This window comes from Sphingomonas degradans (assembly GCF_053502645.1).
In genome coordinates this window covers 3709323-3735525 of sequence record NZ_CP177172.1, presented here as the reverse complement: position 1 = coordinate 3735525, position 26203 = coordinate 3709323, and the positions used below count along the sequence as shown (strand labels likewise).

Annotated in this window: 26 protein-coding genes and 1 tRNA gene; 11 read left to right on the top strand and 16 right to left on the bottom strand. The window is 69.2% G+C overall.

Annotated features, from left to right (window positions below; translation table 11 throughout):
• Positions 1-32: 32 nt before the first annotated feature.
• Positions 33-395, top strand: coding sequence for a hypothetical protein (locus ACG3SL_RS17185; RefSeq protein ID WP_448662382.1), 363 nt, complete (start codon positions 33-35; stop codon positions 393-395).
• Between the two features lie 71 nt (positions 396-466).
• Here the strand turns inward: ACG3SL_RS17185 and ACG3SL_RS17180 are convergent.
• From ACG3SL_RS17180 to ACG3SL_RS17150, 7 genes are all read right to left on the bottom strand, one after another.
• Positions 467-542: transfer RNA gene (locus ACG3SL_RS17180), tRNA-Val, on the bottom strand.
• A gap of 57 nt (positions 543-599) precedes the next feature.
• Complete coding sequence (locus ACG3SL_RS17175; RefSeq protein WP_448662381.1) at positions 600-1526, bottom strand: winged helix DNA-binding protein; 927 nt, start codon at positions 1524-1526, stop codon at positions 600-602.
• A gap of 212 nt (positions 1527-1738) precedes the next feature.
• A complete protein-coding gene (locus tag ACG3SL_RS17170) occupies positions 1739-2647 on the bottom strand; it encodes a hypothetical protein (RefSeq protein ID WP_448662380.1) in 909 nt (302 codons plus the stop codon).
• Positions 2648-2765: 118 nt separating this feature from the next.
• Entirely contained in the window at positions 2766-4238 is a 1473-nt protein-coding gene (locus ACG3SL_RS17165) for an NAD(P)(+) transhydrogenase (Re/Si-specific) subunit beta (RefSeq protein WP_448665161.1), read from the bottom strand.
• Between the two features lie 25 nt (positions 4239-4263).
• Complete coding sequence (locus ACG3SL_RS17160; RefSeq protein ID WP_448662379.1) at positions 4264-4557, bottom strand: proton-translocating transhydrogenase family protein; 294 nt, start codon at positions 4555-4557, stop codon at positions 4264-4266.
• 179 nt (positions 4558-4736) lie between these two features.
• Positions 4737-5855: an NAD(P) transhydrogenase subunit alpha gene (locus ACG3SL_RS17155; RefSeq protein WP_448662378.1), complete on the bottom strand. Its 1119-nt coding sequence runs from the start codon at positions 5853-5855 to the stop codon at positions 4737-4739.
• Between the two features lie 3 nt (positions 5856-5858).
• Positions 5859-5996 (bottom strand): aa3-type cytochrome c oxidase subunit IV, encoded by a 138-nt coding sequence (locus ACG3SL_RS17150; RefSeq protein WP_448662377.1) that lies wholly within the window; start codon positions 5994-5996, stop codon positions 5859-5861.
• A 165-nt stretch (positions 5997-6161) separates the two neighbouring features.
• Between ACG3SL_RS17150 and ACG3SL_RS17145 the strand changes: the two genes are divergently transcribed.
• Positions 6162-7589, top strand: coding sequence for a sigma-54-dependent transcriptional regulator (locus tag ACG3SL_RS17145; protein WP_448662376.1), 1428 nt, complete (start codon positions 6162-6164; stop codon positions 7587-7589).
• Between the two features lie 92 nt (positions 7590-7681).
• On the opposite strand, the gene nudC is transcribed toward ACG3SL_RS17145, so the two are convergent.
• From nudC to ACG3SL_RS17130, 3 genes are read right to left on the bottom strand one after another with little or no spacing between them, the layout of a single operon-like run.
• Positions 7682-8548, bottom strand: a complete 867-nt coding sequence (nudC, locus tag ACG3SL_RS17140; RefSeq protein ID WP_448662375.1) for an NAD(+) diphosphatase — start codon at positions 8546-8548, stop codon at positions 7682-7684.
• Positions 8545-9813 carry a serine hydrolase domain-containing protein gene (locus ACG3SL_RS17135; RefSeq protein ID WP_448662374.1) on the bottom strand — a complete coding sequence of 423 codons (1269 nt, stop codon included), beginning with the start codon at positions 9811-9813 and terminating at the stop codon, positions 8545-8547. The genes nudC and ACG3SL_RS17135 overlap by 4 nt, the downstream gene beginning before the upstream one ends.
• Positions 9807-10853: an A/G-specific adenine glycosylase gene (locus tag ACG3SL_RS17130; RefSeq protein WP_448662373.1), complete on the bottom strand. Its 1047-nt coding sequence runs from the start codon at positions 10851-10853 to the stop codon at positions 9807-9809. The genes ACG3SL_RS17135 and ACG3SL_RS17130 overlap by 7 nt, the downstream gene beginning before the upstream one ends.
• A 28-nt stretch (positions 10854-10881) precedes the next feature.
• Here ACG3SL_RS17130 and ACG3SL_RS17125 point away from each other — a divergent pair, with 28 nt between their 5' ends.
• From ACG3SL_RS17125 to ACG3SL_RS17100, 6 genes are all read left to right on the top strand, one after another.
• Positions 10882-11415: a DUF721 domain-containing protein gene (locus ACG3SL_RS17125; RefSeq protein ID WP_448662372.1), complete on the top strand. Its 534-nt coding sequence runs from the start codon at positions 10882-10884 to the stop codon at positions 11413-11415.
• Positions 11415-12131 (top strand): thioredoxin domain-containing protein, encoded by a 717-nt coding sequence (locus ACG3SL_RS17120; protein WP_448662371.1) that lies wholly within the window; start codon positions 11415-11417, stop codon positions 12129-12131. Before ACG3SL_RS17125 ends, ACG3SL_RS17120 begins: the two co-directional genes overlap by 1 nt.
• A gap of 33 nt (positions 12132-12164) precedes the next feature.
• Positions 12165-12917, top strand: coding sequence for a thioredoxin domain-containing protein (locus tag ACG3SL_RS17115; RefSeq protein ID WP_448662370.1), 753 nt, complete (start codon positions 12165-12167; stop codon positions 12915-12917).
• 30 nt (positions 12918-12947) lie between these two features.
• Complete coding sequence (locus tag ACG3SL_RS17110; protein ID WP_448662369.1) at positions 12948-16352, top strand: chromosome segregation SMC family protein; 3405 nt, start codon at positions 12948-12950, stop codon at positions 16350-16352.
• Positions 16353-16356: 4 nt separating this feature from the next.
• A complete protein-coding gene (locus ACG3SL_RS17105; RefSeq protein ID WP_448662368.1) occupies positions 16357-16899 on the top strand; it encodes a YcxB family protein in 543 nt (180 codons plus the stop codon).
• Positions 16900-16971: 72 nt separating this feature from the next.
• Complete coding sequence (locus ACG3SL_RS17100; RefSeq protein ID WP_448662367.1) at positions 16972-17445, top strand: hypothetical protein; 474 nt, start codon at positions 16972-16974, stop codon at positions 17443-17445.
• Here ACG3SL_RS17100 and ACG3SL_RS17095 read toward each other — a convergent pair.
• From ACG3SL_RS17095 to ACG3SL_RS17080, 4 genes are all read right to left on the bottom strand, one after another.
• Positions 17442-18446, bottom strand: coding sequence for a glycosyltransferase family 4 protein (locus tag ACG3SL_RS17095; RefSeq protein ID WP_448662366.1), 1005 nt, complete (start codon positions 18444-18446; stop codon positions 17442-17444). The two genes, ACG3SL_RS17100 and ACG3SL_RS17095, sit on opposite strands and share 4 nt — an antisense overlap.
• Complete coding sequence (locus tag ACG3SL_RS17090; protein WP_448662365.1) at positions 18443-20014, bottom strand: alpha-amylase family glycosyl hydrolase; 1572 nt, start codon at positions 20012-20014, stop codon at positions 18443-18445. The genes ACG3SL_RS17095 and ACG3SL_RS17090 overlap by 4 nt, the downstream gene beginning before the upstream one ends.
• 145 nt (positions 20015-20159) lie before the next feature.
• A complete protein-coding gene (locus tag ACG3SL_RS17085) occupies positions 20160-21275 on the bottom strand; it encodes a glycoside hydrolase family 130 protein (RefSeq protein ID WP_448662364.1) in 1116 nt (371 codons plus the stop codon).
• 31 nt (positions 21276-21306) lie between these two features.
• Positions 21307-21600: a chorismate mutase gene (locus tag ACG3SL_RS17080; RefSeq protein ID WP_448665160.1), complete on the bottom strand. Its 294-nt coding sequence runs from the start codon at positions 21598-21600 to the stop codon at positions 21307-21309.
• A gap of 99 nt (positions 21601-21699) precedes the next feature.
• On the opposite strand from ACG3SL_RS17080, the gene ACG3SL_RS17075 reads away from it, so the two are divergent.
• Positions 21700-22713, top strand: coding sequence for a polyprenyl synthetase family protein (locus tag ACG3SL_RS17075; protein WP_448662363.1), 1014 nt, complete (start codon positions 21700-21702; stop codon positions 22711-22713).
• Positions 22714-22732: 19 nt separating this feature from the next.
• Here ACG3SL_RS17075 and ACG3SL_RS17070 read toward each other — a convergent pair whose 3' ends face one another.
• Positions 22733-22948 carry a hypothetical protein gene (locus tag ACG3SL_RS17070; RefSeq protein WP_448662362.1) on the bottom strand — a complete coding sequence of 72 codons (216 nt, stop codon included), beginning with the start codon at positions 22946-22948 and terminating at the stop codon, positions 22733-22735.
• A 59-nt stretch (positions 22949-23007) separates the two neighbouring features.
• Between ACG3SL_RS17070 and hrpB the strand changes: the two genes are divergently transcribed.
• Entirely contained in the window at positions 23008-25473 is a 2466-nt protein-coding gene (hrpB, locus tag ACG3SL_RS17065; protein ID WP_448662361.1) for an ATP-dependent helicase HrpB, read from the top strand.
• A gap of 26 nt (positions 25474-25499) precedes the next feature.
• Positions 25500-25781, top strand: a complete 282-nt coding sequence (locus ACG3SL_RS17060) for an ETC complex I subunit (protein WP_448662360.1) — start codon at positions 25500-25502, stop codon at positions 25779-25781.
• Between the two features lie 7 nt (positions 25782-25788).
• On the opposite strand, the gene ACG3SL_RS17055 is transcribed toward ACG3SL_RS17060, so the two are convergent.
• Positions 25789-26181, bottom strand: a complete 393-nt coding sequence (locus ACG3SL_RS17055; protein WP_448662359.1) for an acyl-CoA thioesterase — start codon at positions 26179-26181, stop codon at positions 25789-25791.
• Positions 26182-26203: the final 22 nt, after the last annotated feature.

The window sequence follows — 26203 nt, the reverse complement described above, 5'->3', positions numbered from 1 at the left end:
CATTTTGGGCATACGACAGGAGGGGAAAGAACATGATGAAATGGGCTGCAACCGCACTGGCCGTGTTGGTCGTCGCGACACCGGCATGGGCCGATCCCTGGGACTTCATTCTGGTCAACAGCACCGGCAAGGCGATCAAGTCGGTCGAAGTGTCGCCCGGCGGCGCCGGCACCTGGGTCGCCAACAAGGTGGACGAAGATCTGAAGAAGGAAGCGCTGGTCAAGGCGGGGGGCCGCATGACCGTGCACTTCGACAAGGGCTCGGGCTGCAAATATGACGTGAAGGCCGTTTTCGAAGATGGCACCAACGCCGTCTGGTCAGGCGTGAACGTGTGTGACAACTCGTATGTCACGGTGAAATATGCGGGCGGTACGCCCACCTTCACGGCGAACTGAAGCGCGTGCGAAGCAGCTGTCGTATCCAGGCGATGCGATGGCTGCGCACCGCGTGGGTGATGCGCTGAAAATGGTGGGCGGTGACGGGTTCGAACCGCCGACCCTCTCGGTGTAAACGAGATGCTCTACCAGCTGAGCTAACCGCCCTGATGGGAGCCCGATGCCAAAAGCCGGGCGCGGGGGCAAGCCAAACCGCACATCGGCTTACACGATATGCAGCCCCGCGCGCTTTACGGCGGCGATATAGCTGCGCATCCCCTCCAAGCCCTTGGCGCTGAGCGCGATATAGGCGCGGCGGCGGTCGGTGGGGTCGGCCTGGCGCTCGAACAGTCCGGCGTCGTGCATCGTCCCGATCCAGCGCAGCGCGGTGGTGGGCGGCACCGCCGCTGCGATGCAGAGGCTGGACACCGATACGCGGCGGCGCTCCATATCGGCGGCGAACAGGTCGAGCAGCATGTCCCACGCCGGATCGGCGAACAATTCGCCGTGGAAGAACTGCGCGCGCAGCCGCCGCGCGCGGATGACTGCGCGCAGTTCGGTCGCCGTCGCCTCGCCCGCGCTGCCCACCGTTTCGGGCCCGCGATAACCGAGCCCATTGTCGCGCACCCCGCCGCGACTCGGCTCTTCGCCGCGCGTCAGGCGGGCGAGCGTATCCGCGATCCGGGCAACTTCCTCGTTCAGCCGCTGCAGCCGCGCCGATTCGGGCTCCCGCGTGACGTCGTTGATCGTGCCGCGCGCCGTCCATTTGATCGCAGTGATCGCGGTGACGCGCTCTGCCGTGCTCGGATCGCACAGCAACTGGACGCGCGGGCCGAGCAGGTGCGCGGCGGCGGCATCGATCTGGTCCGCGCGGATCGCGGCTACGACGCCCAGCGCGCGTTCACGGGCAACGGTGTCAGCCCGCGCCAGCACGATATCGAGCAGCCCGTCCGGGGCGTGCTCCGCTTCGATCACGATCAGGTCCAGCCCGTCGAAACTGGCGGGATCGTGCGCCGCATCGGTCCAGCGGACCTGCCGCGCGCGGCATCCTGCCAGTTCCACCGCATGCGCCGCCGTGTCCGTGGCGGCGCCGGTTTCGGCGATCACCAGCGCGCGGGGCGCCCCCGTTCCATAATCAGCGCTATGCGGCATCGAACCCATCCCCCGTCGCCCGTATCCTTCGCCGCGCGTCCACCCCGGTCGCGCTGCCCGAGTCTGTCAAGTTCATCTTCTGTTCCAAGATGCCGCATCGCTCCGAAACGGTTGAGCCCATATTCCTCCATTTCGGAGGCTGGCACGTCCGCCGGGGCCGCTATGGTTGCAATACGCTCCGGAACGGACCAGCCTGGGTCGGGGGCAGCGGATCAAAAGGGCTCGACCCCTTTCTCGAACGGCTCGCCGGCATCGTCGAGCAACTCGCGCGCAGCGCTCGCCTGGACCCCGGTGGCCAGCGCGAATCCCAATGCCAGAAAGGTGAGAATCGCCACGATGAACAATACCTGGAGCATCGGCGGCATGTGCGTCACCCGCACGGCCATCTGTACCCCGCCCAGGCCGATCGCGTTCGGATCGCCGTGCGCCCTTGCCACGGCAAGCAGCAGGTCGCCGAAGAAGGCGAGCAGCAGGGCAAGCCAGCCCAGCACGAGCAACGCGACCACCGCCAGCTGTGCGGCGAAGATCGTCCAGAAGTGCCCGCGCGTCAGATCCCATGCCTCATCGACGGTGAGCCTGCCGCGATAATAAGTGAGCGGGAAGGCGATCGACAGCCGCACCTGAAAGAAGATCAGCGCCGCGATCAGGCCCAGCGCCAGCCCGAACTGGATAGCGATCAGCGCCCCCGGCGACGCGATCACCACCGACAGCGCGCTGACGATCAGCCCGTCGAGCAGGACAAGGACGAACATCGCCACCACGAAGGCGAGCGTCACCAGCAAGGTCAGGACGAACACGCGCACTTCGTCCATGCCCAGCCGCAACGACGCCGCGCGTTGTTCCTGCGGGCGCAGGACCGCGCGGAACACGGCAGTCATCAACACCGCGAGCAGCGCCAGCGCCAGCAACTGGGTGGTGATGCCCGCGACAAGCCCCATCTGTGCCGGTGGCGGCAGATCGCCGGGCCGGGGCGTGCGCATCGCCCCGAACGTCATCCCCATCCGCAGCCCGCCGATCAGGAAATTGCCGACCACATAAATCAGCGCCCAGCCGACCACCGCGCCTGGACGGCGCCGGATCAGGCCGAACGCGCCCCCCAAAATCGCACCAACGCTCGCCATGCCCCAGCCCCCGTGGCGCAGCACCCGGTCCTGCCGAACCGGGCCCTGCTCTAGTCATTTCGATCGTCGCGATCCGGGCCCGGCAGGCACGCCCACCGCCCCGGAGACCATCCAGCTGTCAGTCGAGCGACTTGACGATTTCTTCGACCATCTTCTTCGCATCGGCCAGCAACATCATCGTGTTGTCGCGGTAAAACAACTCGTTGTCCACGCCTGCATAGCCGACGCCGCCCATCGATCGCTTGATGAACAACACGGTCTTGGCCTTTTCGACGTCGAGCACCGGCATGCCGTAGATGGGGGAGGATTTGTCGGTCTTTGCCGCCGGGTTGGTCACGTCGTTGGCGCCGATGACGAAGGCGACGTCGGTCTGCGCGAATTCGCTGTTGATGTCCTCCAGCTCGAACACGTCGTCATAGGGCACGTTCGCTTCGGCGAGCAGCACGTTCATGTGCCCCGGCATGCGGCCCGCGACGGGATGAATCGCGTATTTGACGCGGACGCCGTGCGCCTTGAGCTTGTCGCCCATTTCGCGCAGCGCGTGCTGCGCCTGGGCGACGGCCATGCCGTATCCGGGGACGATGATGACCTGTTCGGCCTGGCTCATCAGGAACGCCGCGTCCTCGGCCGAGCCGCGCTTCCACGGGCGATCGGTGGCGACCGCGCCCGCCGGGCCGCCGCTGTCGCCGCCGAAGCCGCCCGCGATCACGCTGATGAAGCTGCGGTTCATCGCGCGGCACATGATGTACGACAGGATCGCGCCCGACGACCCGACCAGTGCGCCGGTGACGATCATCGCGGTGTTGTGGAGCGTGAACCCCATCGCCGCCGCCGCCCAGCCCGAATAGCTGTTGAGCATCGACACCACCACCGGCATGTCCGCGCCGCCGATCGGCACGATCAGCAGGAAGCCGATGACGAAGCTGAGCACCGTCACGGTCCAGAAGATCCAGGGGCTCTGGTCCTGGGTGAAATAGGCGATCAGGCCGAGGATGCCGGCGAGCAGCGCCAGGTTGATGACGTGGCGGCCCGGCAGCAGGATCGGCTTGCCGCCCATATTGCCGTTAAGCTTCAGGAAGGCGATGACCGAGCCGGAGAAAGTGATTGCGCCGATCGCGACGCCCAGGCCCATTTCGACACGGCTCTGGAGGAAGATCACGCCGTCCTCGGCAATGCCGAACGCGCCCGGATTGAGAAACGCGGCGCCCGCGACCAGCACGGCGGCGAGGCCGACCAGCGAGTGGAAGGCGGCGACAAGCTGGGGCATGGCGGTCATCGCGATGCGGCGCGCCGTGGTGATTCCGATCGCCGCGCCGATGCCGATGGCGGCGAGGATTTCGAGAATCGCGACCGTATCCAGCTGCCACCGGCCATAATTCTCGCAGATCGCGCCGGCGGGGCAGGCGGGCGGGGCGATCGGCACATGCGTGACCAGCGTGGTGACGACCGCGATCGTCATGCCGATCATGCCCGCACGGTTGCCCCGCTGGCTGGTGGCGGGGCTGGAGAGCCCGCGCAGCGCGAGGATGAAGCATACCCCGGCGACGAGATAGGCGAAGGACGCCCATGGGTTGGCGGCGACATGTTCCATGTTCAGCATTCCCCCTGAGCGCGCATCACCGCGCCTTCTTCTTGTACATGGCGAGCATCCGCGCCGTGACGGCAAAGCCGCCGAAGATGTTGATGCTGGCGAGCACCACCGCGAGCAGCCCCAGCCATTTGGAAACCGCGCCGCCGCTGCCCAGTCCCGATGCCGCGCTGGCGATCAGCGCGCCGACGATAATGACCGAGGAAATGGCGTTGGTCACCGCCATCAGCGGCGTGTGCAGCGCCGGGGTGACCGACCAGACCACGTAATAGCCCACGAAACAGGCCAGTACGAAGATCGACAGGATCGAGATGAAGTCCATGGCTTTCCTTAATCCTCCCCCTGCGCGGCAGGGCAATTGCACTATACTTCTTCGTCCCCCTCCCGCGTGCGGGAGGGGTTAGGGGAGGGGCCGCGACTTCGCGGCACTTCTTCCACCTCGGGCCCTCCCCCAGCCCCTCCCGCAAGCGGGAGGGGAGTGAGAAGGCCGCATGGTGCCCCCTAAAGCAGCCGCTCGTGGACGACCTTGCCGCCCTGCGTCACGCGGACGGCGTTGCCGATTTCTTCGTCCAGCACCGGCTTGCCTGCTTCCTTGTCCCAGAAGGCGGACAGGAAATTGAACAGGTTGCGCGCGAACAGCGCCGAGGCGTCCGCCGCCAGCCGGCTGGGGACGTTGCGGTGGCCGACGATCTTGACACCGCTTACCTGCGCAACTTCACCCGCAACGGCGCCTTCGACATTGCCGCCCTGTTCGACCGCGAGATCGACGATCACGCTGCCGGGCTTCATGCTGGCGACCTGCGCCGCCGAAATGAGGCGCGGGGCCGGGCGGCCGGGGATCAGCGCCGTCGTGATGACGATGTCCTGCTTGGCGATGTGCGCGGAGACCAGCTCGGCCTGTGCCGCCTTGTATTCGTCGGACATTTCAGTGGCATAGCCGCCGCTGCCTTCGCCTTCGATGCCGGCGACGTTTTCGACGAAGATTGGCTTGGCGCCGAGGCTAAGGATCTGTTCCTTGGTCGCGGCGCGCACGTCGGTGGCGGAGACCTGTGCCCCCAGCCGGCGCGCGGTGGCGATCGCCTGGAGCCCGGCGACGCCGACGCCCATCACGAAGACCTTGGCCGCGCTGACGGTGCCGGCGGCGGTCATCATCATCGGGAAGGCGCGGTCATATTCGGCAGCGGCGTCGAGCACCGCCTTGTACCCGGCCAGGTTGGACTGGGACGACAGGATGTCCATCGATTGCGCGCGCGTGATTCGCGGCATGAACTCCATCGCCAGCGCCTCGGCGCCCAGCGCGGCATAGCGATCGATCCGCGCGCGCTCGCCAAAGGGGTTGAGCCCCGCGACGATCCAGGCACCGGGGGCAAGCCCTGCCAGCGTATCGGGATCGGGACCCTGCACGCCCAGCACGATACCCGCATCGGCCAGCACCGCCGCGCGATCCGACACAGTCGCACCGACGTCGCCATAGGACTGGTCCGCAATCGAGGCCGTGTCCCCGGCATGCGATTCGATCCAGACTTGTGCGCCCAAGCCGATGAATTTCTTGACCGTTTCAGGAGTCGCTGCGACTCGCCGCTCACCGGCGGCGGTCTCCTTGAGTATCGCGATCTTCACTTTTTACTGCGCGATCAGGAAAACGACGAAGGCGGCAACCAGCGCGACGGCGACCGTGCCCCATTTCATCAGGGCGGTGAAACCGTGCCATGTCGCTTCATGCGACTGAATCTCGGCGCTATTATTTCCGGTGTCGGCCATGACTGCGCTTTCCCCTAAAACCTGTTTGATGCGACCTTACGCGCGGAGACGCTTGATCTTCAACCCCGCGCAGGCCAATCGCTTCTGCGGGGGGCTTAAGCCGACCTTTACCCATCCACTTTATGGAGTGCGACCTGAATTGGGACAGTGGGGACAGGAAACGCGATGACGCGCAACGGGCAGCGCCTCCTGATGTTGATCGACGACGAACCGGCGCAGCGTCGGCTGGTCGCGGCTATCGCTGCGCGCCGGGGCTGGCGCACGCTGTTCGCCGGCGAGGGCGAAGTCGCGATCGCGACGCTCGGCACGCCGGACGGCATGGCGCTCGACGCCGTGATCCTAGATCACGCTTCGTCCGATTCGGATGCGGCGGACCTGATCGCGGAACTGCGCGCGCGGCGGCCGCAACTGCCGATCCTGGTGCTAACGGCAAATGGGTCGGTCGCGTCGGCCGTGTCGGCGATGCGCGCGGGGGCGACCGATTTTCTGGTCAAGCCGCTGGCGGCCGAACGGCTGCTCGTCGCGCTGGAAGCGGCGGTGGGGGGCAAGACATCGGGCGAGCTGCGGCCGCTGACCGAGAAGCTGACCGCGCTGCTGGCGTTCGACGAGATCGTCGGATCGGCGCCGCAGTTCCGCGCGGCGCTGGCGATCGCGGCCAAGGCGGCGCGGGCGCGCGTGCCGGTGCTGATCGAGGGCGAGAGCGGCGTCGGCAAGGAAGTGGTGGCGGAGGCGATCCACGCCGCCTCGCCGCGCGGCAAGCGGCCGATGATCACGGTCAATTGCGGGGCGATTCCTGCCAATCTGGTCGAATCCGAGCTGTTCGGGCACGAAAAGGGCGCGTTCACGGGCGCGTTCGAGCGCAAGATCGGGCGATTCGTCGATGCCGATGGCGGCACGCTGTTCCTCGACGAAGTGGGCGAGATGCCGCTGGATGCGCAGGTCAAGCTGCTGCGCGTGCTCCAGACCGGCGAGATCCAGCCGCTGGGCGCGCGGCATGTGCGCGAAGTCGATGTGCGCGTGATCGCCGCGACCAACAAGACGCTGCTCGCCGAAGTCGAGGCGGGGCGGTTTCGCGAGGATCTCTATTACCGGCTCAACGTGGTGCAGGTGGCGATTCCCCCCCTGCGCGAGCGTACCGGCGACATTCCGGCGCTGGCCCGGCACCTGCTGGCGCGGATCGCCGAGCAGCCGGGGCTGCGCCCGCTGGGGATCACCGACGACGCGCTGCAGCTGCTGGGCAGCTATGACTGGCCGGGCAATGTCCGCCAGCTCCAGAACGCGCTGTTCCGCGCCGCCGTGCTGTGCGACGGCGACGGGCTGACGCGCGCGGATTTCCCGCAGATCGCGCAGCTTTCGTCCGGGCGGCCCGCACACGGCGCCGTGCCCAACCAGAATGCCGGCAATGGCGGCGTCACGCTGTTCCGCCCCGACGGCAATATGCGCCCGCTGGACGAGATCGAGGCGGACGTGATCCGACTGGCGATCGGCCATTATCGCGGGCGGATGACCGAGGTCGCACGCCGGCTCGGCATCGGGCGATCGACGCTGTACCGCAAGCTGGGCGAGCTGGGGATCGACCAGAGCGCGGCGTGAGGGGGCGCGCTGGATATGGGGCGGCGTTGTGGCGCTTCTTCCATGTCGGGCCCTCCCCTAACCCCTCCCGCAGGCGGGAGGGGAATAACTGTTCAGCCTTCGTACCAGGCGCGCAGCAGCGTGTGGGCGATCGCATAGTCCGGCGGCGCGATGAAGGGGGCGGCGGGATCGCGGGCAAGCGCGCGACCCACGTCTTCGCGGGTGTACCAGCCGGCATCCTCCAGTTCGTGGACGTCGAGCGTGATCGTGTCGTCGAGTGCCTGCGCGATGCACGCGATCATCAGCGAGGACGGGAAGGGCCAGGGCTGGCTGGCGACATAGCGCACCGCGCCGGTGGGCACGCCCGATTCCTCGGCGATTTCGCGGCGCACCGCTTCCTCGATCGATTCGCCGACCTCCAGAAACCCGGCCAGCGCCGAATAGCGGCCCTGCGGCCAGGGCGGCTGGCGGCCGAGCAGCACCTTGCCATCATATTCCGCGAGCATGATGACGACCGGATCGACGCGCGGGAAATGCTCGGCATGGCAGTGCGGGCAATGGCGGCCCCAGCCGGCGCGGAACAGGTCGGTTGGGGTGCCGCACACCGCGCAGAAGCCGTGCCGGGCGTGCCAGTCGATCAGGCTGCGCGCCGCCGCATAGAGCGCGGCATCGCCGGCGCGAAAGCGTTCGAGCATCGCGAACAAAGCGGGCGAGCGTCCGCCGGGCAGCCGCGTGCCGGGGGCGGGCGCCTGGGCGAACAGCGGCACGTCGCCGTCGAAGCCGAGGAACAGCGTCTCACCCGCAGCGGCTTCCATGCCGGTCCAGACCAGCCGGTCCTCGCCGTCCAGTTCGGGATCGAGCCCGTGCAGGACCAGCAGCCGCGCGGCGGGGTGCGCACGCGCGGCGTCGAGCAGCGCGGGTTCGTGGCGGACGCGGTCGGCACGGTCGATCGTGCCGCCGGTGAAGCCGGGGGCGTTCACCGGGCCAGATCGGCGTAGATGGCGGCAGTGGTGTCCTTGCGCAGCGTGGTTTCGGTGAAGAGGTTGATCATCACCGTCGCGCGCAGCCGGTGGACGGGGTCGACATAGCCGATCGTCCCGGCGGCGCCGCCCCAGCCGAACGTGCCCTTGCCCGGCCCGCCGGGCTTGTCGGCCAGATACACCGAACCGCCCGCGCCGAAGCCGAGCGGAACGCCGTTCGAGTCCTTTTCGAGCAGCGCCTTGTCGACGCCGGCGGGCAGCAGGTCCGACATCGCCAGCCGCACCGTATCCGCGTTCAGGATGCGCACGCCGTCGAGCGTGCCGCCGTTCAGCAGCATGTGGAGGAACCGGTCATAATCGCGCGCCGACATGACCAGCCCGGCGCCGCCATAGGGGAAGCTGGGCGGCTGGAGATAGACCGAGGTCGCGCCGGGATCGGCGGGCACCAGATTGTCGCCGACCCGGGCATAGTTGGTGGCGAGCCGCGCGGCCTGGTCCGCCGGTACGGTCCAATAGCTGGACTGCATCTTGAGCGGCGCGAAGATGCGCGTGTTGACGAAGCTGTCGAACGGCATGCCCGAGGCGACTTCGATCACGCGGCCCAGCACGTCGAGCCCGATCGAATAGCTCCATTTGCTGCCCGGCTCGGCAATCAGCGGCAGCGAGGCGACGCGGTCCGCAAACGCCTCCAGCGTCGCGGGGCGGACGCGGCGCATATTGGGCTCGGTCGCGGCGTTGACCTGCGCCGGATTGATGCCCAGCCGGTTATACTCGTCGAGCAACGGCCCCTTGGTGATGATGTTGTAGCCGAGGCCCGCCGTGTGGGTGAGCAGGTTGCGCACCGTGATCGGGCGCGTGGCGGGGCGAGTGGTCAGGTCCTTGGCCGGATCGACCAGCACCTTCATATCCTTGAACGCAGGGATGAAATCGCTGATCGGCTGGTCGAGCCGCAGCTTGCCTTCCTGCACCAGGATCATCGCGGCGATGCCGGTGATCGGCTTGGTCATCGAATAGACGCGCCACAGGCTGTCGGCATCGGCCGCCGGCGCAGTGGGCGCGGCGGCGATGCGGCCTTCGGCGATCAGGCGGGGGTCTTCGTTGCCGATGCCGGTCAGGATGACGATGCCGGGGACGGTGCCTTCGGCGACATAGCGCTTGGCGACGGCAGTGGTGGCGGGCTGGGCAGTGGCTGGCGCGGTCTGGCTCCATCCCGGCGCGGCCAGCACGAAAGCGGCAGTCATTCCCAGCCCGACCTGTCTCAGCATTCCACTCTCCCGAACCTGCGCGCCGCCTTGGCGAAAACCGTGGGAAGGCCGGCGGCGTCGATCGCATCGACCGGCCACCATTCGCCTTCGCCGGCGTCTGCATGCGCCGCGATCGTGACAGTCGCAAGTGCGACCTCCAGATCGAAATGGGTGAAGCCGTGTTCGACCGTATCGGGCAGCATCCGCCATTCGCCCGCGATCGGTGCATCGGCCAGACCGGGGGGCGCGTCAGCCCAGGGGCCGGTGGGGAGCGCGCGCATGCCGCCGAGCAGCCCCTTGTCGGGGCGCCGCACGAGAAGCACCGAATCGCCGCGTCGGACCCAGAACATCGTGCCGAAGCGCCGGGGTTTCGGCGGCTTCTTCGCCTTGACCGGAAACGTCTCGGGCGCGCCGGTGGCGAAGCCGTCGCACGCGCCGCGTAGCGGGCAGAGCAGGCAGCGCGGGCTGCGCGCAGTGCAGATGCCCGAGCCGAGGTCCATCATCGCCTGCGCGAAATCGCCGGCGCGGGCATCGGGGGTGATCGTGTCGGTGAGCGCGCGGATGCGCGGGCGCGCGCCGGGCAGCGGTTCGGCCAGCGCGAACAGGCGTGTCACCACGCGCTCGACATTGGCATCGACCACCACCGCGCGTTCCCCGAATGCGATCGCCGCGATCGCGGCGGCAGTATAGGCGCCGATCCCGCGCAGCTTCAGCAGTTCGGCCTCGGTCCCCGGCAACTGCCCCAGCGCGGCGACTTCGCGGGCGCAGGCGAGCAGGTTGCGGGCGCGGGCATAATAGCCGAGCCCCGCCCATGCGGCCATGACATCGGCATCGTCCGCCGCCGCCAGCGCCGCGAAATCGGGCCAGCGCGTCGTGAATTTCTCGAAATAGGGGATCACGCTGGCGACCTGCGTCTGTTGCAGCATCACTTCCGACAGCCAGACGCGATAGGGGTCGGGGGCATTGGCGCCGGGGGCGGCGCGCCAGGGCAGAATCCGGGCATGGGCATCATACCAGGCGAGCAGCGGCGCAGCGATTGCGCGAGGGACGTTGTCGGGCACGCCCCGCCTATGGCATGGACTGCCCGCAATGACGAAGCCCCCCCGTACCTCGACCCGACAGCCCAAGCTCGCGCCGCCGCGATCGAATCGCGCGCGCGCGGTGTCCGAGCTGCTGCCCGACGTGGGCCGGGCGGCGTTTCGCAAGTTTGGATTCGTCCAGCACGCGATCGTCAGCCGATGGGGCGAGATTGTCGGCGAACGCTATGCCCGCGTCTCCGCGCCCGAATCGATTCGCTTTCCGCAGGGCAAGCGCGCCGAGGGCGTGCTGAGCCTGGTCATATCGGGCGCGCACGCCCCGATGATGCAGCACATCGCGCCCGAGATCATCGAGCGGGTGAACCGCTTCTTCGGATACGAGGCCGTCGCGCGGCTGGCGATTCGCCATGGCGAAGTGCGCCGCCCGCAAAAGGCGGTGCCGCCGCCCAGCCTGAAGCCGCTGAGCGAGGCGATGGGCGACAGCCTGCGCGGGATTGCCGATCCCGAGCTGAAGGCGGTGCTCGAGGCGCTTGCCGCCGGGGTCGCGGCGAGCGACGACAAACTCAAGATTGGACGGATCGATTGATGCTGCGCCTGTTTGCCGCCCTTGCCCTGGTGTCGCTGGGCGTGACTGCCGCCCCGGCACAGCAGGCCGCGCCCAGGCGCGCGCCGGCGGCGTCCAAATGGGTCACCACGATCGTGCGCACGCCCGCCGGCGGCTATCGCCAGGGCAATCCCGATGCACCGGTGAAGCTGATCGAATATGGCTCGCGCACCTGCCCGACCTGCGCGCGCTTCGCCGCCGAGGGGATGGCGCCGCTGCGCGACCAGTATATCGCCACGGGCAAGGTCAGTTACGAATATCGCGACATGCTGGTCCATGGCGGGCCGGACTTCGCGCTGGCGCTGCTCAACCAGTGCGTGGGGCCGGCGCGGTTCTTCACGACGCTGGACGCGATCTATGCCAACCAGCCCGCGTTCGAGGAACGCGTCGACGCGATGGTGAAGGCGTCGGCCAAGGAGATGGAAGCGATCCAGGCGCTGGCCCCGGCGCAGATGGCGACGCGCTTTGCCGAGCGGCTGGGGTTCCTCAAATTCATGGCCGCGCGCGGGCTGCCCGAGGCGCAGGCGCGCAAATGCCTGAGCGATCCGGCATTGATCAAGGGCATTGCCCAGGTCCATGCCGATGGCATTTCCAAGTTCGATGTGCATGGTACGCCGAGCTTCTTCGTCAACGGGCGCCGGGTGCGCGCCTTTACCTGGGACCAGCTTCAGCCCGAATTATGGGCCGCTGGCGCCTGACCCTCTCGACTGTACGACCGGAGATGTGACCTCATGCGTTTTGCCCTAGCCCTGCTCCCCCTTCTCGCGCTCGCCGGCTGTGGCGGCGGCGGTTCGGGCAACAGCTCCACGCCGGTCAAGGCCGCGACTCCGGTCGCCGCCGTGACTGCCCCCGCCGGCAAGGCATGGGTCGATGTGGTGGAAAAGACCGCCGACGGATACCGCCAGGGCAACCCCAACGCGCCGATCAAGATCGTCGAATATGGCTCGCGCAATTGCCCGACCTGCGGCCGCTTCGCCGCCGAGGGGATCGAGCCGCTGCGCGCCAAGTACATCTCGACCGGCAAGGTTTCGTACGAATTCCGTGACTTCCTGGTCCATGGCGCGCCCGATTTCGCGGCGGCGCTGCTCAACCAGTGCGTGCCGACCGAGGCGTTCTTCGCGGTGCTCGATCAGTTCTTCGCGAACCAGAACACCTTCCTGGATCGCACGCAGGACATCGTGAAGAACCGGCCCGACGTCATCAACCAGCTCCAGTCGCTGCCGCCGGCACAGGCCGCCGCGGGCTTTGCCGATGCGCTGGGCTATGTCGAGTTCATGAAGCAGCGCGGGGTGCCCGAGGCGAAGGCGCGCGCGTGCCTGGCCGACAAGAAGAACATCGACGCGATCGCCAAGGTCAATGCCGAGGCCGTGAGCGTGCACAATGTGAGCGGCACGCCGACCTTCTTCATCAACGACCAGCTGGCGACCGACGTGGCGAGCTGGTCGGGCCTGGAGCCGGCGCTCCAGGCGGCTGGCGCACGCTGATGCCCCGCGCCGCCTGAAGGGGCGCGGCACATGCAGATCAAGCGGCTGCGGCTGACGGGCTTCAAGAGCTTCGTCGACCCAGCCGACTTGCGGATCGAGCCGGGGCTGACGGGAATCGTCGGCCCCAATGGCTGCGGCAAATCCAATCTTCTCGAAGCGCTGCGCTGGGTGATGGGGGAGACCAGCGCCAAGTCGATGCGCGGCACGGGGATGGAGGACGTGATCTTCGCGGGCACCGCGACACGGCCCTCGCGCGATTTTGCCGAAGTCTCCGTCCTCGCCGAGCTGGGCGCGGACGATGAAATGGAAGTCGTCCGCCGGATCGAGCGGGGGGCGGGCTCGGCCTATCGCATCAACGGCCGCGACGTGCGGGCCAAGGACGTGAGCCTGGCCTTTGCCGACGCCGCGACCGGCGCGCACAGCCCCGCGCTGGTGAGCCAGGGGCGGATCGGCGCGATCATCGCCGCCAAGCCCGCCGAGCGCCGGGCGATGCTGGAGGAAGCCGCCGGGATCGCCGGGCTGCACGTGCGCCGCAAGGACGCCGAGCAGAAATTGCGCGCGACCGAGGCGAACCTGACCCGGCTGGACGAAGTGATCGGCGACCAGGAGACGCGTGCCGCCGCGCTGAAGCGGCAGGCGCGGCAGGCCGAGCGGTATCGCGAGCTTTCCGACCGAATCCGCGTGGCCGAGGCGCGGATGATCTTTGCCCGGTGGCGCGATGCCGCCGCTGCCGCCGATGCGGCCAAGGGCGAGGCCAGGGAGGCCGAGGCGCTGGTGACCGCGCGCACCGCCGCGCACGACGAAGCCGCCGCCGCGCAACAGGCCGCCGCCGAGGCACTGGCGGGCATCCGCGCCGATTCGCTGACGGTGCGCGATCGGGCGAGCGAGGCGCAGCACCGGCTGGCGACGCTGCGCGGCGAGCGCGGCGCGGTGGAGCGGCGGATCAGGGAATTGCACGACGCCGCGCGGCGGCTGGAGGACGATCGGGGCCGCGAAGGCGCGCTGGCCCGCGATGCCGCCGAAGCGCTGGCGCGGCTGGCCGAGGAAACGACGCGGCTGGAGGCGCGCGTGGCGGAGGCGAGCGCGCGGATGCCGATGCTCGATTCGGCGCTGGCCGATGCCGAGCGGGCGGCGCGCGATGCCGAAGTCGCGCTGGCACAGGCGCTGGCGGCGCAGGCGAGCGAGGCGGCGGAGGCGCGCGTGGCCGAGGCGGCGCTGGCCGCCGCGCGGGCGCGGGCCGAGCGCGCGGCGCGCGACCTCGCGCGGATCGAAGGCGAACGCCGCGCGCTGCCCGCCGCCGAGCCGCTCCAAGCGGAACGTGCGCGCGCGGTCGAGGCACGCGCACAGGCGGTGCGGCAGGCAGAGGCTGCGCGCGCGGCGCTGGCGCAGGCGGATGCCGAGGAACGCGCCGCGATCGGCGGGCGTGACGGCGCGCAATCGGCGCGGTCGGTGGCACATGCCGAGCTGGCGCAACTGGATAGCGAGGCGGCAGCGCTGGAAAAGGCGACGCGCCCGTCGGGCAAGGACCGGCTGCTCGATGCGCTGACGGTGGCGCCGGGATATGAGCGCGCGCTGGCCGCCGCGCTGGGCGACGATCTGGAGGCGGGGCTCGACCCGCTGGCGGAGCGCCACTGGGCGGGGGCGGCACCGCAGCCGGGGGACCCCGCGCCTGTGCCGGGTACGAGCCCGCTGGCCGGGCATGTGACGGCGCCGGACGCACTGGCGCGGCGGCTGGCGCAGGTGCTGGTGGCGGAAAGCGATTCGGGCGCACCGCTGGCGGTGGGGCAACGGCTGGTGACGCTGGCGGGCGTGCTGCGCCGCTGGGACGGCTATGTCGCGCGATCGGGCGGCGCGGCGGCGGCGGAGCGGCTGGAGCGCGTCAACCGGCTGGCGGCGATCCGCGCGGCGCGGCCTGCTGCCGTGGCGGCGATGGAAGCGGCGGATGCGGAGCTGGCGCGGATCGACGCGACGATCGCGCAGGCGCGGCGCGTGGCCGCCGATGCCCGGCGCGCGCTGGACCAGGCCGACAATGCCGGGCGCGATGCGGCGCGGGCCGAGGACCGCGCCACCGCGCAGCTGGAGCGGCTGGAGGCGCAGCGTGCCGACCTGGACGCCCGCGTGGCGCGCGTCGCGGGCGAGCAGGACGAGGCGGCGGGCGAGCTGGCCCGTGCCGAGGCTGCGAAGGCGGCGCTTCCCGATGGCAGCGCGACGCGCGACCGCGTCGCCGCACTGTCGCGCGAGGCCGAGCTGCGCCGTACGGCGGCAGCGGCGGCGCGCGCCGAGCGCGGCACGCTGGAGCGCGACATCGCGCAGGGCCGCGAGCGGATGGCGGCGGCGGGGGCGGAGAGCCGGAGCTGGAAATCGCGCGCGGGCGAAGCGGCGCGCCGCGCGACCGAAATGGACAAGCGCGCCGCCGAACTGGCCGAGGAAAGCGCGCTGCTCGCCGGGCGGCCCGCAGCACTCGACGCCGCCGTGGCGGAGGCGGAGGCCGAGAGCGAGGCGACGCGCGCCGAATCGGTCGCGGCGCAAGTGGCCGAGCGCGGGGCGGAGGCGGCGCTGAAGGAGACCGAAGGCGCAGTGCGCGCCGCGAACGAAGCGCTGGCGCAGGCGCGTGAGGCGCGCGCGGGGGCGCTGGCGCGCGTCGAGAGCCAGGAAACCCGCCGGGTCGAAATGGGGCGGCTGTCGGGCGAGCGTTTCCAATGCCCGCCGCCGCTGCTGCCGCAAAAGGCCGGGTTCGATTCGGCCAGCGTCACCACGCCGCAGGACGAAGCCACCGGGCACGAGCGGCTGACCGCCGAGCGCGAGCGGATCGGGCCGGTCAATCTGGTCGCGGAAACCGAACTGGCCGAGCTGGAAGCCGCCTTCACCAGCAATGCCGCCGAGCGCGACGAGCTGGCACAGGCCGTCAACCGGCTGCGCGGCAGCATCGGCACGCTCAACCGCGAGGGGCGGCAGCGGCTGCTGGCGGCGTTCGAGGCGGTCGACACGCATTTCCGGCGGCTGTTCACGACGCTGTTCAACGGCGGGCAGGCGCATCTGGAGATGGTCGATTCGGACGATCCGCTGGAGGCGGGGCTGGAGATCATGGCGCAGCCGCCGGGCAAAAGGCTGCAATCGCTGACCCTGTTGTCGGGCGGGGAGCAGGCGCTGACCGCCGTGGCGCTGATCTTCGCGCTGTTCCTGACCAAGCCGGCGCCGATCTGCGTGCTCGACGAAGTCGACGCGCCGCTGGACGACGCCAATGTCGAACGGTTCTGCGACCTGCTGGAGGCGATGACGCGCGAGACGGCGACGCGCTACCTGATCGTCACCCACAATGCCGCGACGATGAGCCGGATGCACCGGCTGTTCGGCGTGACCATGGTGGAACGCGGGGTGAGCCGGTTGGTTAGCGTCGATCTGGGCGGGGCGGAGAGCTTGTTGGCGGCGGAGTAGGGATTTGGACGCTATCGAATTCACGGTTGGCGAGGCGGACTATCTGGCGGCGGTGCGGCGCAATTTCGCCGACCAGTTGCGCGGCACCCGCATGGTCTGGGGCGTGGCGATCCTGAGCGCGGTGTACGTGGCGATTTTCCTGGGCCTGCCCCTGTTAGACGGGGAGAGGTTTACGCTGGTTTCGGTGCTGGTCGCGCTGGCGGGCAGCGTCGCGACGGGTGCGGGGGTGTTCGTGGGTATCATGCTTGTCGCGCGGCGGTTGCTGCCGCGCCGGGCGCGCCGTGCCTATCGCCAGCATCGCGGACTGCGCGATCCGATTCGCGCCGAGTGGGACGATGCGGGGCTGCGGATCGCGGCGGCGACCGGCGAAAGCCGGCTGGCATGGGGCGATTATGTCCGCTGGAGCGCGGATGATCGCGTGCTGCTGCTGTACCAGACCGACTATCTGTTCAACATCCTGCCCCGCGCGGCGATGACCGAGGCGCAGCACGCAAGCATCCTCGCCGCGCTGGCCGCGCACGATGTGCCGCGCGGGCGGTCGCGCTGAGCGCACGCCTTGGCGACGGGGGCGGGGGCTCCCATATGCGACGCTTGCGGGGGCAACAGGGAGATTGAATCCATGCGACTAGCGCTCATCGCCGTCGGCCTCGCGCTGACGGCTGCCACCCCCGCCCTCGCGCAGAACAAGAAGCAAAGCACTGCCGATCAGGCCGGGCAGATTGCCGAACAGCCCGCCAAGGATGTGGGTGCGGTGCGGACCAAGATCCCGCCGGTGCTGCAAACCGCCGCGCGTGGGCCCTATAGCCTGTCGGGACTGGGCAAGTGCCGCGCGATCGGGGCGGCGATCGACGACCTGGACGAAGCGCTGGGCGACGACTTCACTGCCGGCGTCGATCGCAAGAAAAGCCGCAAGTTCCGCGTGACCGGCGATACCGTGGCGGGGCTGATCGTGCCGTTTCGCGGCATCGTGCGCGAAGTGAGCGGGGCTGCATCGGCGCAGCGCGAGCTGAACGCGGCGATCGACGCAGGCTTTGCGCGGCGCGGATTCCTGCGCGGCGTGTACCAGACGCGGGGCTGCAAGCCGGTGCTTTAAGCGAGGATGCGCTCGTACAACGCGATATAGTTGTCCGCCATCGCCTCTACGGAGAAGCGGGCCGCGATCGCTTCGCGGCACGCGCGGCGGTCGATCGTGGCGACGGCATCGACGGCGGCGATCGCTGCCTCGGCTGAATCGACCAGCAGGCCGGTGCGGCCATGGTCGATCAGTTCGGGCATCGAGCCGCGGCCAATCGCGATGACGGGCGTGCCGCAGGCCATCGCCTCGACCACCGAAAGGCCGAAAGGCTCGTCGAAATGGATGAGGTGGAGCAGCGCGCGGGCGCTGCCCAGTGCGCGCAGGCGTTCTTCGCTGCCGACGGGGCCGTGATAGACGATGCGCTCGTTCAGGTGCGGCACGACCTCGCGCTCGAAATAGCCGCGATCCTGGACGATGCCGTAGAGGTTGAGCCGTCGCCCGGTCGCCTGCGCCACGCGGATTGCGTCCGCCGCCCCCTTGTCCGGGTGCATCCGCCCGAAGAACAGCAGGTCGTTGCTGCCCTCCGCGTCGAACGGGAATTCGTCCAGGCGGATGCCGTGGTGGATCGTCGCGGCGTAGCGCAGGCTGGGATGGCGATCGGCATCCGAGATCGCGACATAGTGCACGCGGTGCTCGAACGGCTTGTACATCGGCAGGATGCGGTCCGACGAGAAGCCGTGGATCGTCGTCACCATCGGCGTCGCCACCAGCGGGGCAAAGGCGTGGGCGGGGAAATCGGCCTGGTTGTGGATCAGGTCGAATTCGTTCGCGCGCGAAAAGACGTGCGACAGATGGGCATATTCCCACACTTTCGCGTCGATCGCGGGGTCTTCCTCATAGGGCGCGGGGACGACGCCGGCGAGCGTGCCGGCGGTGACCGAATCCTGCGTCGCGAACAGCGTGACGTCGATGCCGCGCGCGACCAGCGCCTCGGTCAACAGGCTGGTGACCAGTTCCCATGGCCCGTAATGGCGTGGCGGGGTGCGCCACGCGATCGGGGCGATCATCGCGATTTTCATGCGAGAATATAGCCCTCGTTCGGGGTGAGGATCGCCGGATCGGTGCCCCCGCGCGCGGCGATGCGGATGGTGAGCCCTTCGGCCCATTCGGGGATCGCGAAGGGCTGGGGCGTGGCGCCGAGGTTGAGGACGACGAGCACGCGATCCTCGCCCAGCCGCCGCTCATAGGCCAGCACGTCGCCGCTGCACGCGACCGTGTGATAGGTGCCCAGCGCCAGTGCCGGGTGCGCGTGGCGCAGCGCCAGCAGCCGCTGGGTCAGCCGCCACATCGAGGCGGGGTCCGCGCGCTGGGCGGCAACGTTGCGCACCCGCCAGTCGTCGTGGAGCGGCAGCCAGGGCGCGCCGGTGGAAAAGCCGCCCTGCGGGCTGTCGTCCCACGCCATCGGCGTGCGCACCGGATCGCGGCCCATGCCGATGCCGGGTTCGTTCAGCTCGCGCGGGTCCTGGACCTGATCGGCGGGCACGTCGACATCGGCCATGCCGAGTTCGTCGCCATAATAGAGCGTCGGGGTGCCGCGCAGCGTGAGCAGCAGCAGCATCGCAATGCGCGCCTGCTCCGCCCCCACCCGCGTCGCGATGCGCGGGCGATCATGGTTGCCGAGCACCCAGTTGGGCCAGCCGCCGGGGGGCAGCGCGGCTTCATACTCGGCGATCATCGCGGCGAGCGCGGGCGCGCTCCATTCGGCGCCGATCAGCTGGAAATTGAAGGGCAGATGGACGCCGGGCGCCCCATCCTGCCCGTAATAGGTCATCAGTTTGGGCACGGGGAGGTAGATTTCCCCAATCAGCACCCGGTCGCCATAGGCGTCGGCGATCGCGCGCATCTCGGCGGCGATGGCGTGGACTTCGGGCTGGTCGGTCGAATGGAGCTGATGCACGGTCATATATTCGGGCATGCCGGGCTGCCATTCGGCGTTGACCGGATTGTCCGGGAAATCGGCGTGCTTGACCATGTGCCACAGCACGTCGATGCGGAACCCGTCGATCCCGCGCGCGAACCAGAAGCGCAGCACGTCGAGCATTGCCGCGCGCAGTTCGGGATTGCGCCAGTTGAGGTCGGGCTGTTCCTTCAGGAAGGCGTGGTAATAATATTGGCCGGTGGCGTCGTCCCACTGCCAGGCCGATCCGCCGAAATCGCTGATCCAGTTGTTGGGCGGGCCGCCATCGGGGGCGGGGTCGCGCCAGATATACCAGTCGCGCTTGGGATTGTCGCGCGACGACCGGCTTTCCTGGAACCAGGGATGCGCGTCCGAGCTGTGATTGGGCACCAGATCGAGCAGCACGCGGATGCCGCGCGCATGGGCGGCGGCGAGGAGCGAATCGAAGTCCGCCAGCGTGCCGAAGCGCGGGTCGATCCCGCAATAATCGGCGACGTCATAGCCGAAATCGGCCTGGGGGCTGGGGAAGATCGGCGAGATCCAGATCGCGTCGATGCCAAGGTCCCGCAGCACATCGAGCCGCGATTCGATGCCGCGCAGGTCGCCCACGCCGTCGCCGTCCGAATCCTGGAACGAGCGGGGATAGACCTGATAGATCACGGCGGACTGCCACCAGCGTGCGTCGGTCATGTACTGGACCCTCCATATGCGCTCCGCACTCGCTTGTGGGAGGAGCCGGGGGAGGGTCTGAACTGCGTGCGTCGCGAGAGTCGCACCCTTGGGCCCTCCCCTAACCCCTCCCGCAAGCGGGAGGGGGATTTTGTGGTCCTGCCGCTCACTGGAAGCGCGCCTTGGGCAACAGGGTGATGCGGCACGCCAGATCGGCCTCGCCCCCCGCGACGATATAATGGTCGCCCGCGTCGGCGATGCCGGTGGTGAAGACGACGGGCGTGGGCAGATACATCTGGTGCGCGATGTCGGCGGTGAGCGCGGGATTCGCCTCGAGCAGCGGCGCGCCATCCTCCTGCCGCAGGATGCGCGAGGGATCGTCGCGGTCGAGCAATGCCCAGAAGCTGCGATAGATGCCGACCGACTCGCGCTTCTCGACGCCGTGATAGATCAGCATCCAGCCTTGCGGCGTCAGGATCGGCTGGCTGCCGCCGCCGATCCGCTGGGTGCTGCTGGTGCCCTTGCGCGCGCGGATGCCGGGGGTGTCGAGCGGCTTCCAGTGGAGCCCGTCGGGCGATTGCGCCATGTTGATCGCGGGGCCGCCCAGCCAGGGGCTGTCCTCCGGATAGGCGAAATAGACTTCGCCCAACGGTCGCGTGAGCGCCATGAACTTGCCGCCCACCTTGCCCTCGAACAGCAGCATGTCCTTGTTCTGGTGATCGAGGACGACGCCGAGCAGCTTATAGTCGAGCCCGTTCACCGAATGGTACATCGCGGTGCAGTGCCGCTCGGCGGAGACGCCGCACACCGTCATCCACCAGCTGCCGCCGACCAGGCTGATCCGCGCATCCTCGACACCGTAGTCGAGGAAGCTGGCCGAGGGCTGGATCACGCGGTCGTAATGGACCTGCACGATACTGCGCCCGTCGCGGCTGATCTCCACCGGCAACAGCCACGAGATCGACGTGAGCCCGAGCAGCGCCGGGCGGCGGTCGCGCAGCGCGAACTGGCGCGGATCGCCCATGTCGAGCCCGGCCAGCGGGTGGCGATCGAGGACATAGCCCTCGGGGGTCCAGCGGATCGCGCGGGCGCAATCGCCGTCCACTGGCTGTGACAGCGCCTCCGCCACGCGGACCATCAGCAACAGATTGCCGTTGGGCAGCCGCGTCAGGCCGGGATTGAATGCGCCCAGGACGAAAGTGGGCTCGTCGATCGAGCCGCGGAGCGGAGACCGCGAAAGATCGACATCGTCGGGACGAAAGATCAGAAAGTCGTCGGTCACGCAGTTCCCCCTTGCGCAGGGCCGAACGGACTCAGGCGGGGCTGGTTCCGCTGCGGGCCTGCTGATGGTGCCGGATCACTTCATCGATGATGAAGCGCAGAAATTTCTCGGAAAATTCAGGGTCCAGATCGGCCTGTTGCGCAAGGGCGCGCAGCCGGGCGATCTGCGATTCTTCGCGGCCGGGATCGGCGGGGGGCAGCCCCGTCTCCGCCTTGTACCGGCCGACCGCCTGGGTGACCTTGAACCGTTCGGCGAGCAGGAACACCAGCGCGGCATCGATATTGTCGATGCTCTGGCGGTAGCGTTGCAGCGTCTCGTCCGGCATCGTCTGGTCTCCCTTGCGCGCTCCTTTTGCGCGGGTAGCGGCCATACGCAACCCCCGCGCTATTGCCTTTGCGGTGCACAATCGCCAGAGCCGCTGCATATGAGCGCTACCATCCATCGCTTGGGCCAGCGGCCCGAACCCTCCCTGGAACCGCTGCTTGCGCTGGTGGCGCACGATATGAACCTGGTGAATGCCGTCATCCTGGATCGGATGCGGTCGGATATTCCGCTGATTCCCGAGCTTGCCGGGCATCTGATCGCGGGCGGGGGCAAGCGGATGCGGCCGATGCTGACGCTCGCGAGCGCGCAGTTGCTCGGCTATCCGGGGACGCGCCACCACCGGCTGGCCGCCGCCGTCGAGTTCATCCACACCGCGACGCTGCTCCATGACGATGTGGTCGATTCGTCCGACCTGCGCCGGGGCCGCCGCACCGCCAACATCATCTGGGGCAACCCGGCCAGCGTGCTGGTGGGCGATTTCCTGTTCAGCCGCGCGTTCGAGCTTATGGTCGAGGCCGAGAGCCTGAAGGCGCTCAAGATCCTGAGCAACGCCAGCGCCGTGATCGCCGAGGGCGAAGTCAACCAGCTGACCGCCGTGCGGCGGCTGGACATTTCCGAGGAGCGCTATCTCGACATCATCGGCGCCAAGACCGCCGCGCTGTTCGCCGCTGCGTGCCGCATCGCCGCCGTGGTCGCCGATCGCAGCGAGGCGGACGAGGCCGCGCTGGATGCCTATGGCCGCAACCTCGGCATCGCGTTCCAGCTGGTCGACGACGCGATCGATTATGTCTCTGACGCCGACACGATGGGCAAGGACGCGGGCGACGATTTCCGCGAGGGCAAGATGACGCTGCCGGTCATCCTGGCCTATGCGCGCGGCGACGAGGCGGCGCGTGCCTTCTGGAAGGAAGCGATTTCGGGGCGCCGCACCAGCGACGAGGATTTCGCCGAGGCGATCCGGCTGGTCCGCGCCAGCCATGCGGTGGACGACACGCTGGCCCGCGCCCGCCATTACGGCCAGCGCGCGATCGACGCGCTGGGAGGATTCCCCTCGGGCGCCGCGAAAGACGCCATGACCGAGGCGGTGGAGTTCGCGGTGGCGCGGGCGTACTGAGTACCCCCGCGCTGCCGGATCAGACCTCTTCGGGCTTTTCCTCATCGGCGTCGTCGGCGCCGAGCATGTCTTCCTCATCGCTGTCGAGCTGTTCCTCGATCGCCTCGACGATCAGGTCGAGCTGCTCATAGCTCGCGACGAATTCCATCGTCTCGCCTTCCTCGTCCTCCAGCGTGAGGATGTAGTCGCCCTCGCCATCGGGAAGGATCGAAAATTGCGCCAGTGTCTTTGCCATGTCGAATGCTCCTTGCCTCGATTGCGCCCAACACCGGTTTAGGGAATTGGTTGCGCGCCATGGCCGAGACTCTGCCGATACACGCCGTCCTGCCCGACCTGCTCGCCCGATTGCGCGCAGGCGCCAATGCCGTGCTGGTTGCGCCGCCGGGGGCGGGCAAGACGACGGCGGTGGCGCCGGCGCTGCTCGGCGAGGACTGGTGCGGCGGCGAGATCCTGCTGCTGAGCCCGCGCCGGCTGGCCGCGCGCGCGGCGGCGGAGCGGATGGCCGCGCTGGCCGAAGAGCCGGTGGGGCGCAGCTTTGGCTATGCGACGCGGATGGACAGCAAACGGTCGGCGGCGACGCGCGTCACGGTGGTGACCGAGGGGATTTTCGTCAATCGCATCCAGTCCGATCCCGAACTGGCGGGCGTATCGGCGGTGCTGTTCGACGAAGTGCATGAGCGCAGCCTGGACAGCGATTTCGGGCTGGCGCTGGCGCTGGATGCGCAGGCGGCGCTGCGCCCCGACCTGCGGCTGGTGGCGATGTCGGCGACGCTCGACGGGACGCGCTTTTCCGGGCTGATGGGCGATGCGCCGGTGGTGGAGAGCGAAGGCCGCAGCTATCCGCTGGCGCTGCGCCATATCGGCCGCGCGGCGGAGGCGCGGATCGAGGATTCGGTCGCGGCGGCGATCCGCACCGCGCTGCGCGAGACGGAGGGCGGCATATTGGCGTTCCTGCCCGGCGTGGCGGAGATCGAGCGGACGGCGGAACGCATCGCCCTGCCCGAGGGCGCGGTGCTCCACCGGCTGCACGGCAGCCTGGACCCCGGCGCCCAGCGCGCGGCGATCGCCCCGGATCGCGAGGGGCGGCGCAAGATCGTGCTGGCGACGTCGATCGCCGAGACCTCGCTCACGCTCGACGGGATTCGCGTGGTGGTGGATTCGGGGCTGGCGCGGCGGCCGCGTTACGATCGGGCGGCGGGGATGACGCGGCTGGTGACCGAGCGGGCGAGCCAGGCATCGGTGACGCAGCGCGCGGGACGCGCGGCGCGGCAGGGGCCGGGCGTCTCCTATCGCCTGTGGGAAGAGGCGGCGACCGCAGGGCTGCCGCGATTCGACTCGCCCGAGATACTGGAGGCCGACCTGTCGGCACTGATGCTCGATTGCGCGCTGTGGGGCGTGGCCGATCCGCGCGACCTCGCCTGGCTGGACCCGCCGCCCGAGGCCGCGATCAGCGAGGCGCGGGCGCGGCTGCAGACGCTGGAGGCGATCGACGGCGATGGTCGCCCGACCGCGCATGGCAAGGCGATCGCCCGCCTGCCGCTGTCGCCGCGGCTGGGCCATATGCTGGTGCGCGCGGGCGAGCGGGGAATGGCGCGGACGGCGGCGGCAGTGGCGGTGCTGCTGGGCGAACGCGGGCTGGGCGGGACCGACGCGGACCTGGAGCAACGGCTGCGCCGGTGGAAGACCGAGCGCGGGCCGCGCGCGGACAATGGGCGCAAGTTGGCCGAGCGCTGGAGCCGATTGGTGGCGGATGCCGCTGCGGATGGCGGGAGCCCGCGTGCGGGCGGTGGAGAGGATGTGGCGACATGCGTAGCGCTGGCCTTTCCCGATCGCGTGGCGAAGCGGCGCGATGGCAGTGGTGAGACCTGGGCCTCGGTCGGCGGGCGCGGGTTCAAGCTGGACGCGACATCGCCGCTGGCGCGCGCGGAATGGCTGGCGGTGGCGGAGACTCAAGGCATGGCGGCAGGCGCGCGCATCCTGTCCGCCGCGCCGATCGACGCCGCGCTGGTCGAATCGCTGTTCGGCGACCGGATCGAGACGCGGCGCAGCGTGACCTTCGATCCCGGCAGCGGTGCCGTCACGGCGCTGCGCGAACGGCGGCTGGGCGCGATCCGGCTGTCGAGCGGACCCGATGCCGCCGCGTCGCCGGCGGAGATCGAGAAAGCGCTGCTGGAGGGCGTGCGCACCCACGGATTGGCGCTGCTCCCCTGGTCCGAGACCGCGCTGGCGCTGCGGACGCGCGCAGGGTTCACCGGGGACGAGACGCTGGCGGATTCGCAGCTGTTGGCGACGCTGGACGACTGGCTGCCGGGGCTGCTGGCGGGCAAGCGGCGGCTGGACGCCGTGGCGCCCGAGGGGTTGACCCAGGCGCTTCAGAACCAGCTGGGCTGGGACGGGCAGCGCGCGCTCGACCGGCTTGCCCCCGCGCGGTTCGAGACGCCGGCGGGGTCGAGCCATGCGATCGATTATGCCGCCGAAGGGGGGCCGCGCGTAGAGCTGCGCGTGCAGTCGCTGTTCGGGCTGGCGACGCATCCGACGATCGGCAACGGCATTCCGCTGGTGCTGAGCCTGACGTCGCCCGCCGGGCGACCGATCCAGACGACGCGCGACCTGCCCGGATTCTGGGCGGGAAGCTGGGCCGCGGTGGCGAAGGAAATGCGCGGGCGCTATCCCCGGCATCCCTGGCCTGACGATCCCGCCAACGCGGCTGCCACGCTGCGCACCAAAAAAGCCGATGCAAGGAACGCCGGACCGCGTTAGAGCGGAGGCAATCAGTGGAGATTCCCGTGAAGACCGCCCGCATCTATCAGCGCCCGAAGAACGCCATGCAATCGGGCCGTGCCCGCACCGACAGCTGGGTGCTGGAGTTCGAATCGGTCACGCCGCTCGAGGCCGACCCGTTGACCGGGTGGAACGGCGGCGGCGACACGACCAACCAGGTCCGGCTGAGCTTTCCGAGCGTGGATGCGGCCAGGGCCTATGCCGAGCGCGAAGGCTATGCCTATCACGTCGTGCCCGCGCCGGTGCGCAAGCTGAAGCTCCAGGCCTATGCGGACAATTTCCGCTAGACCCTGATTATTCGAGGAACGGCGCCGCCACCTCCGCCGGCACGCGCAGCAGCCTGCCCGTGGCGCGGTCGATCAGCGCCCAGGTGGTCTTGGCTTCGACCCGCACCTTCCCGTCGCTGCCGAGGAAGCGCATGTGGCGATCGAACCGCGCGCCGCGCGGGGGCGATTCCACCCAGGTTTCCGCTGTCACGGTCTCGCCCTGCGCGACATTGCCGCGATAGTCGATCTCGTGCCGGGTGATGACCCAGATATAGGCGGCCTGATGCTCCGGCGCGGCGACGCTGTCCCAATGCGCGACCGCCACGTCCTGAATCCACTTCACCCAAACCGCGTTGTTGACGTGGCCAAGGACGTCGATGTCCTCGGCCGTGGCGGTGATGCGGGCGGTGTAGCGTGCCATTGCAGGCCCGCTTAGCACAGGA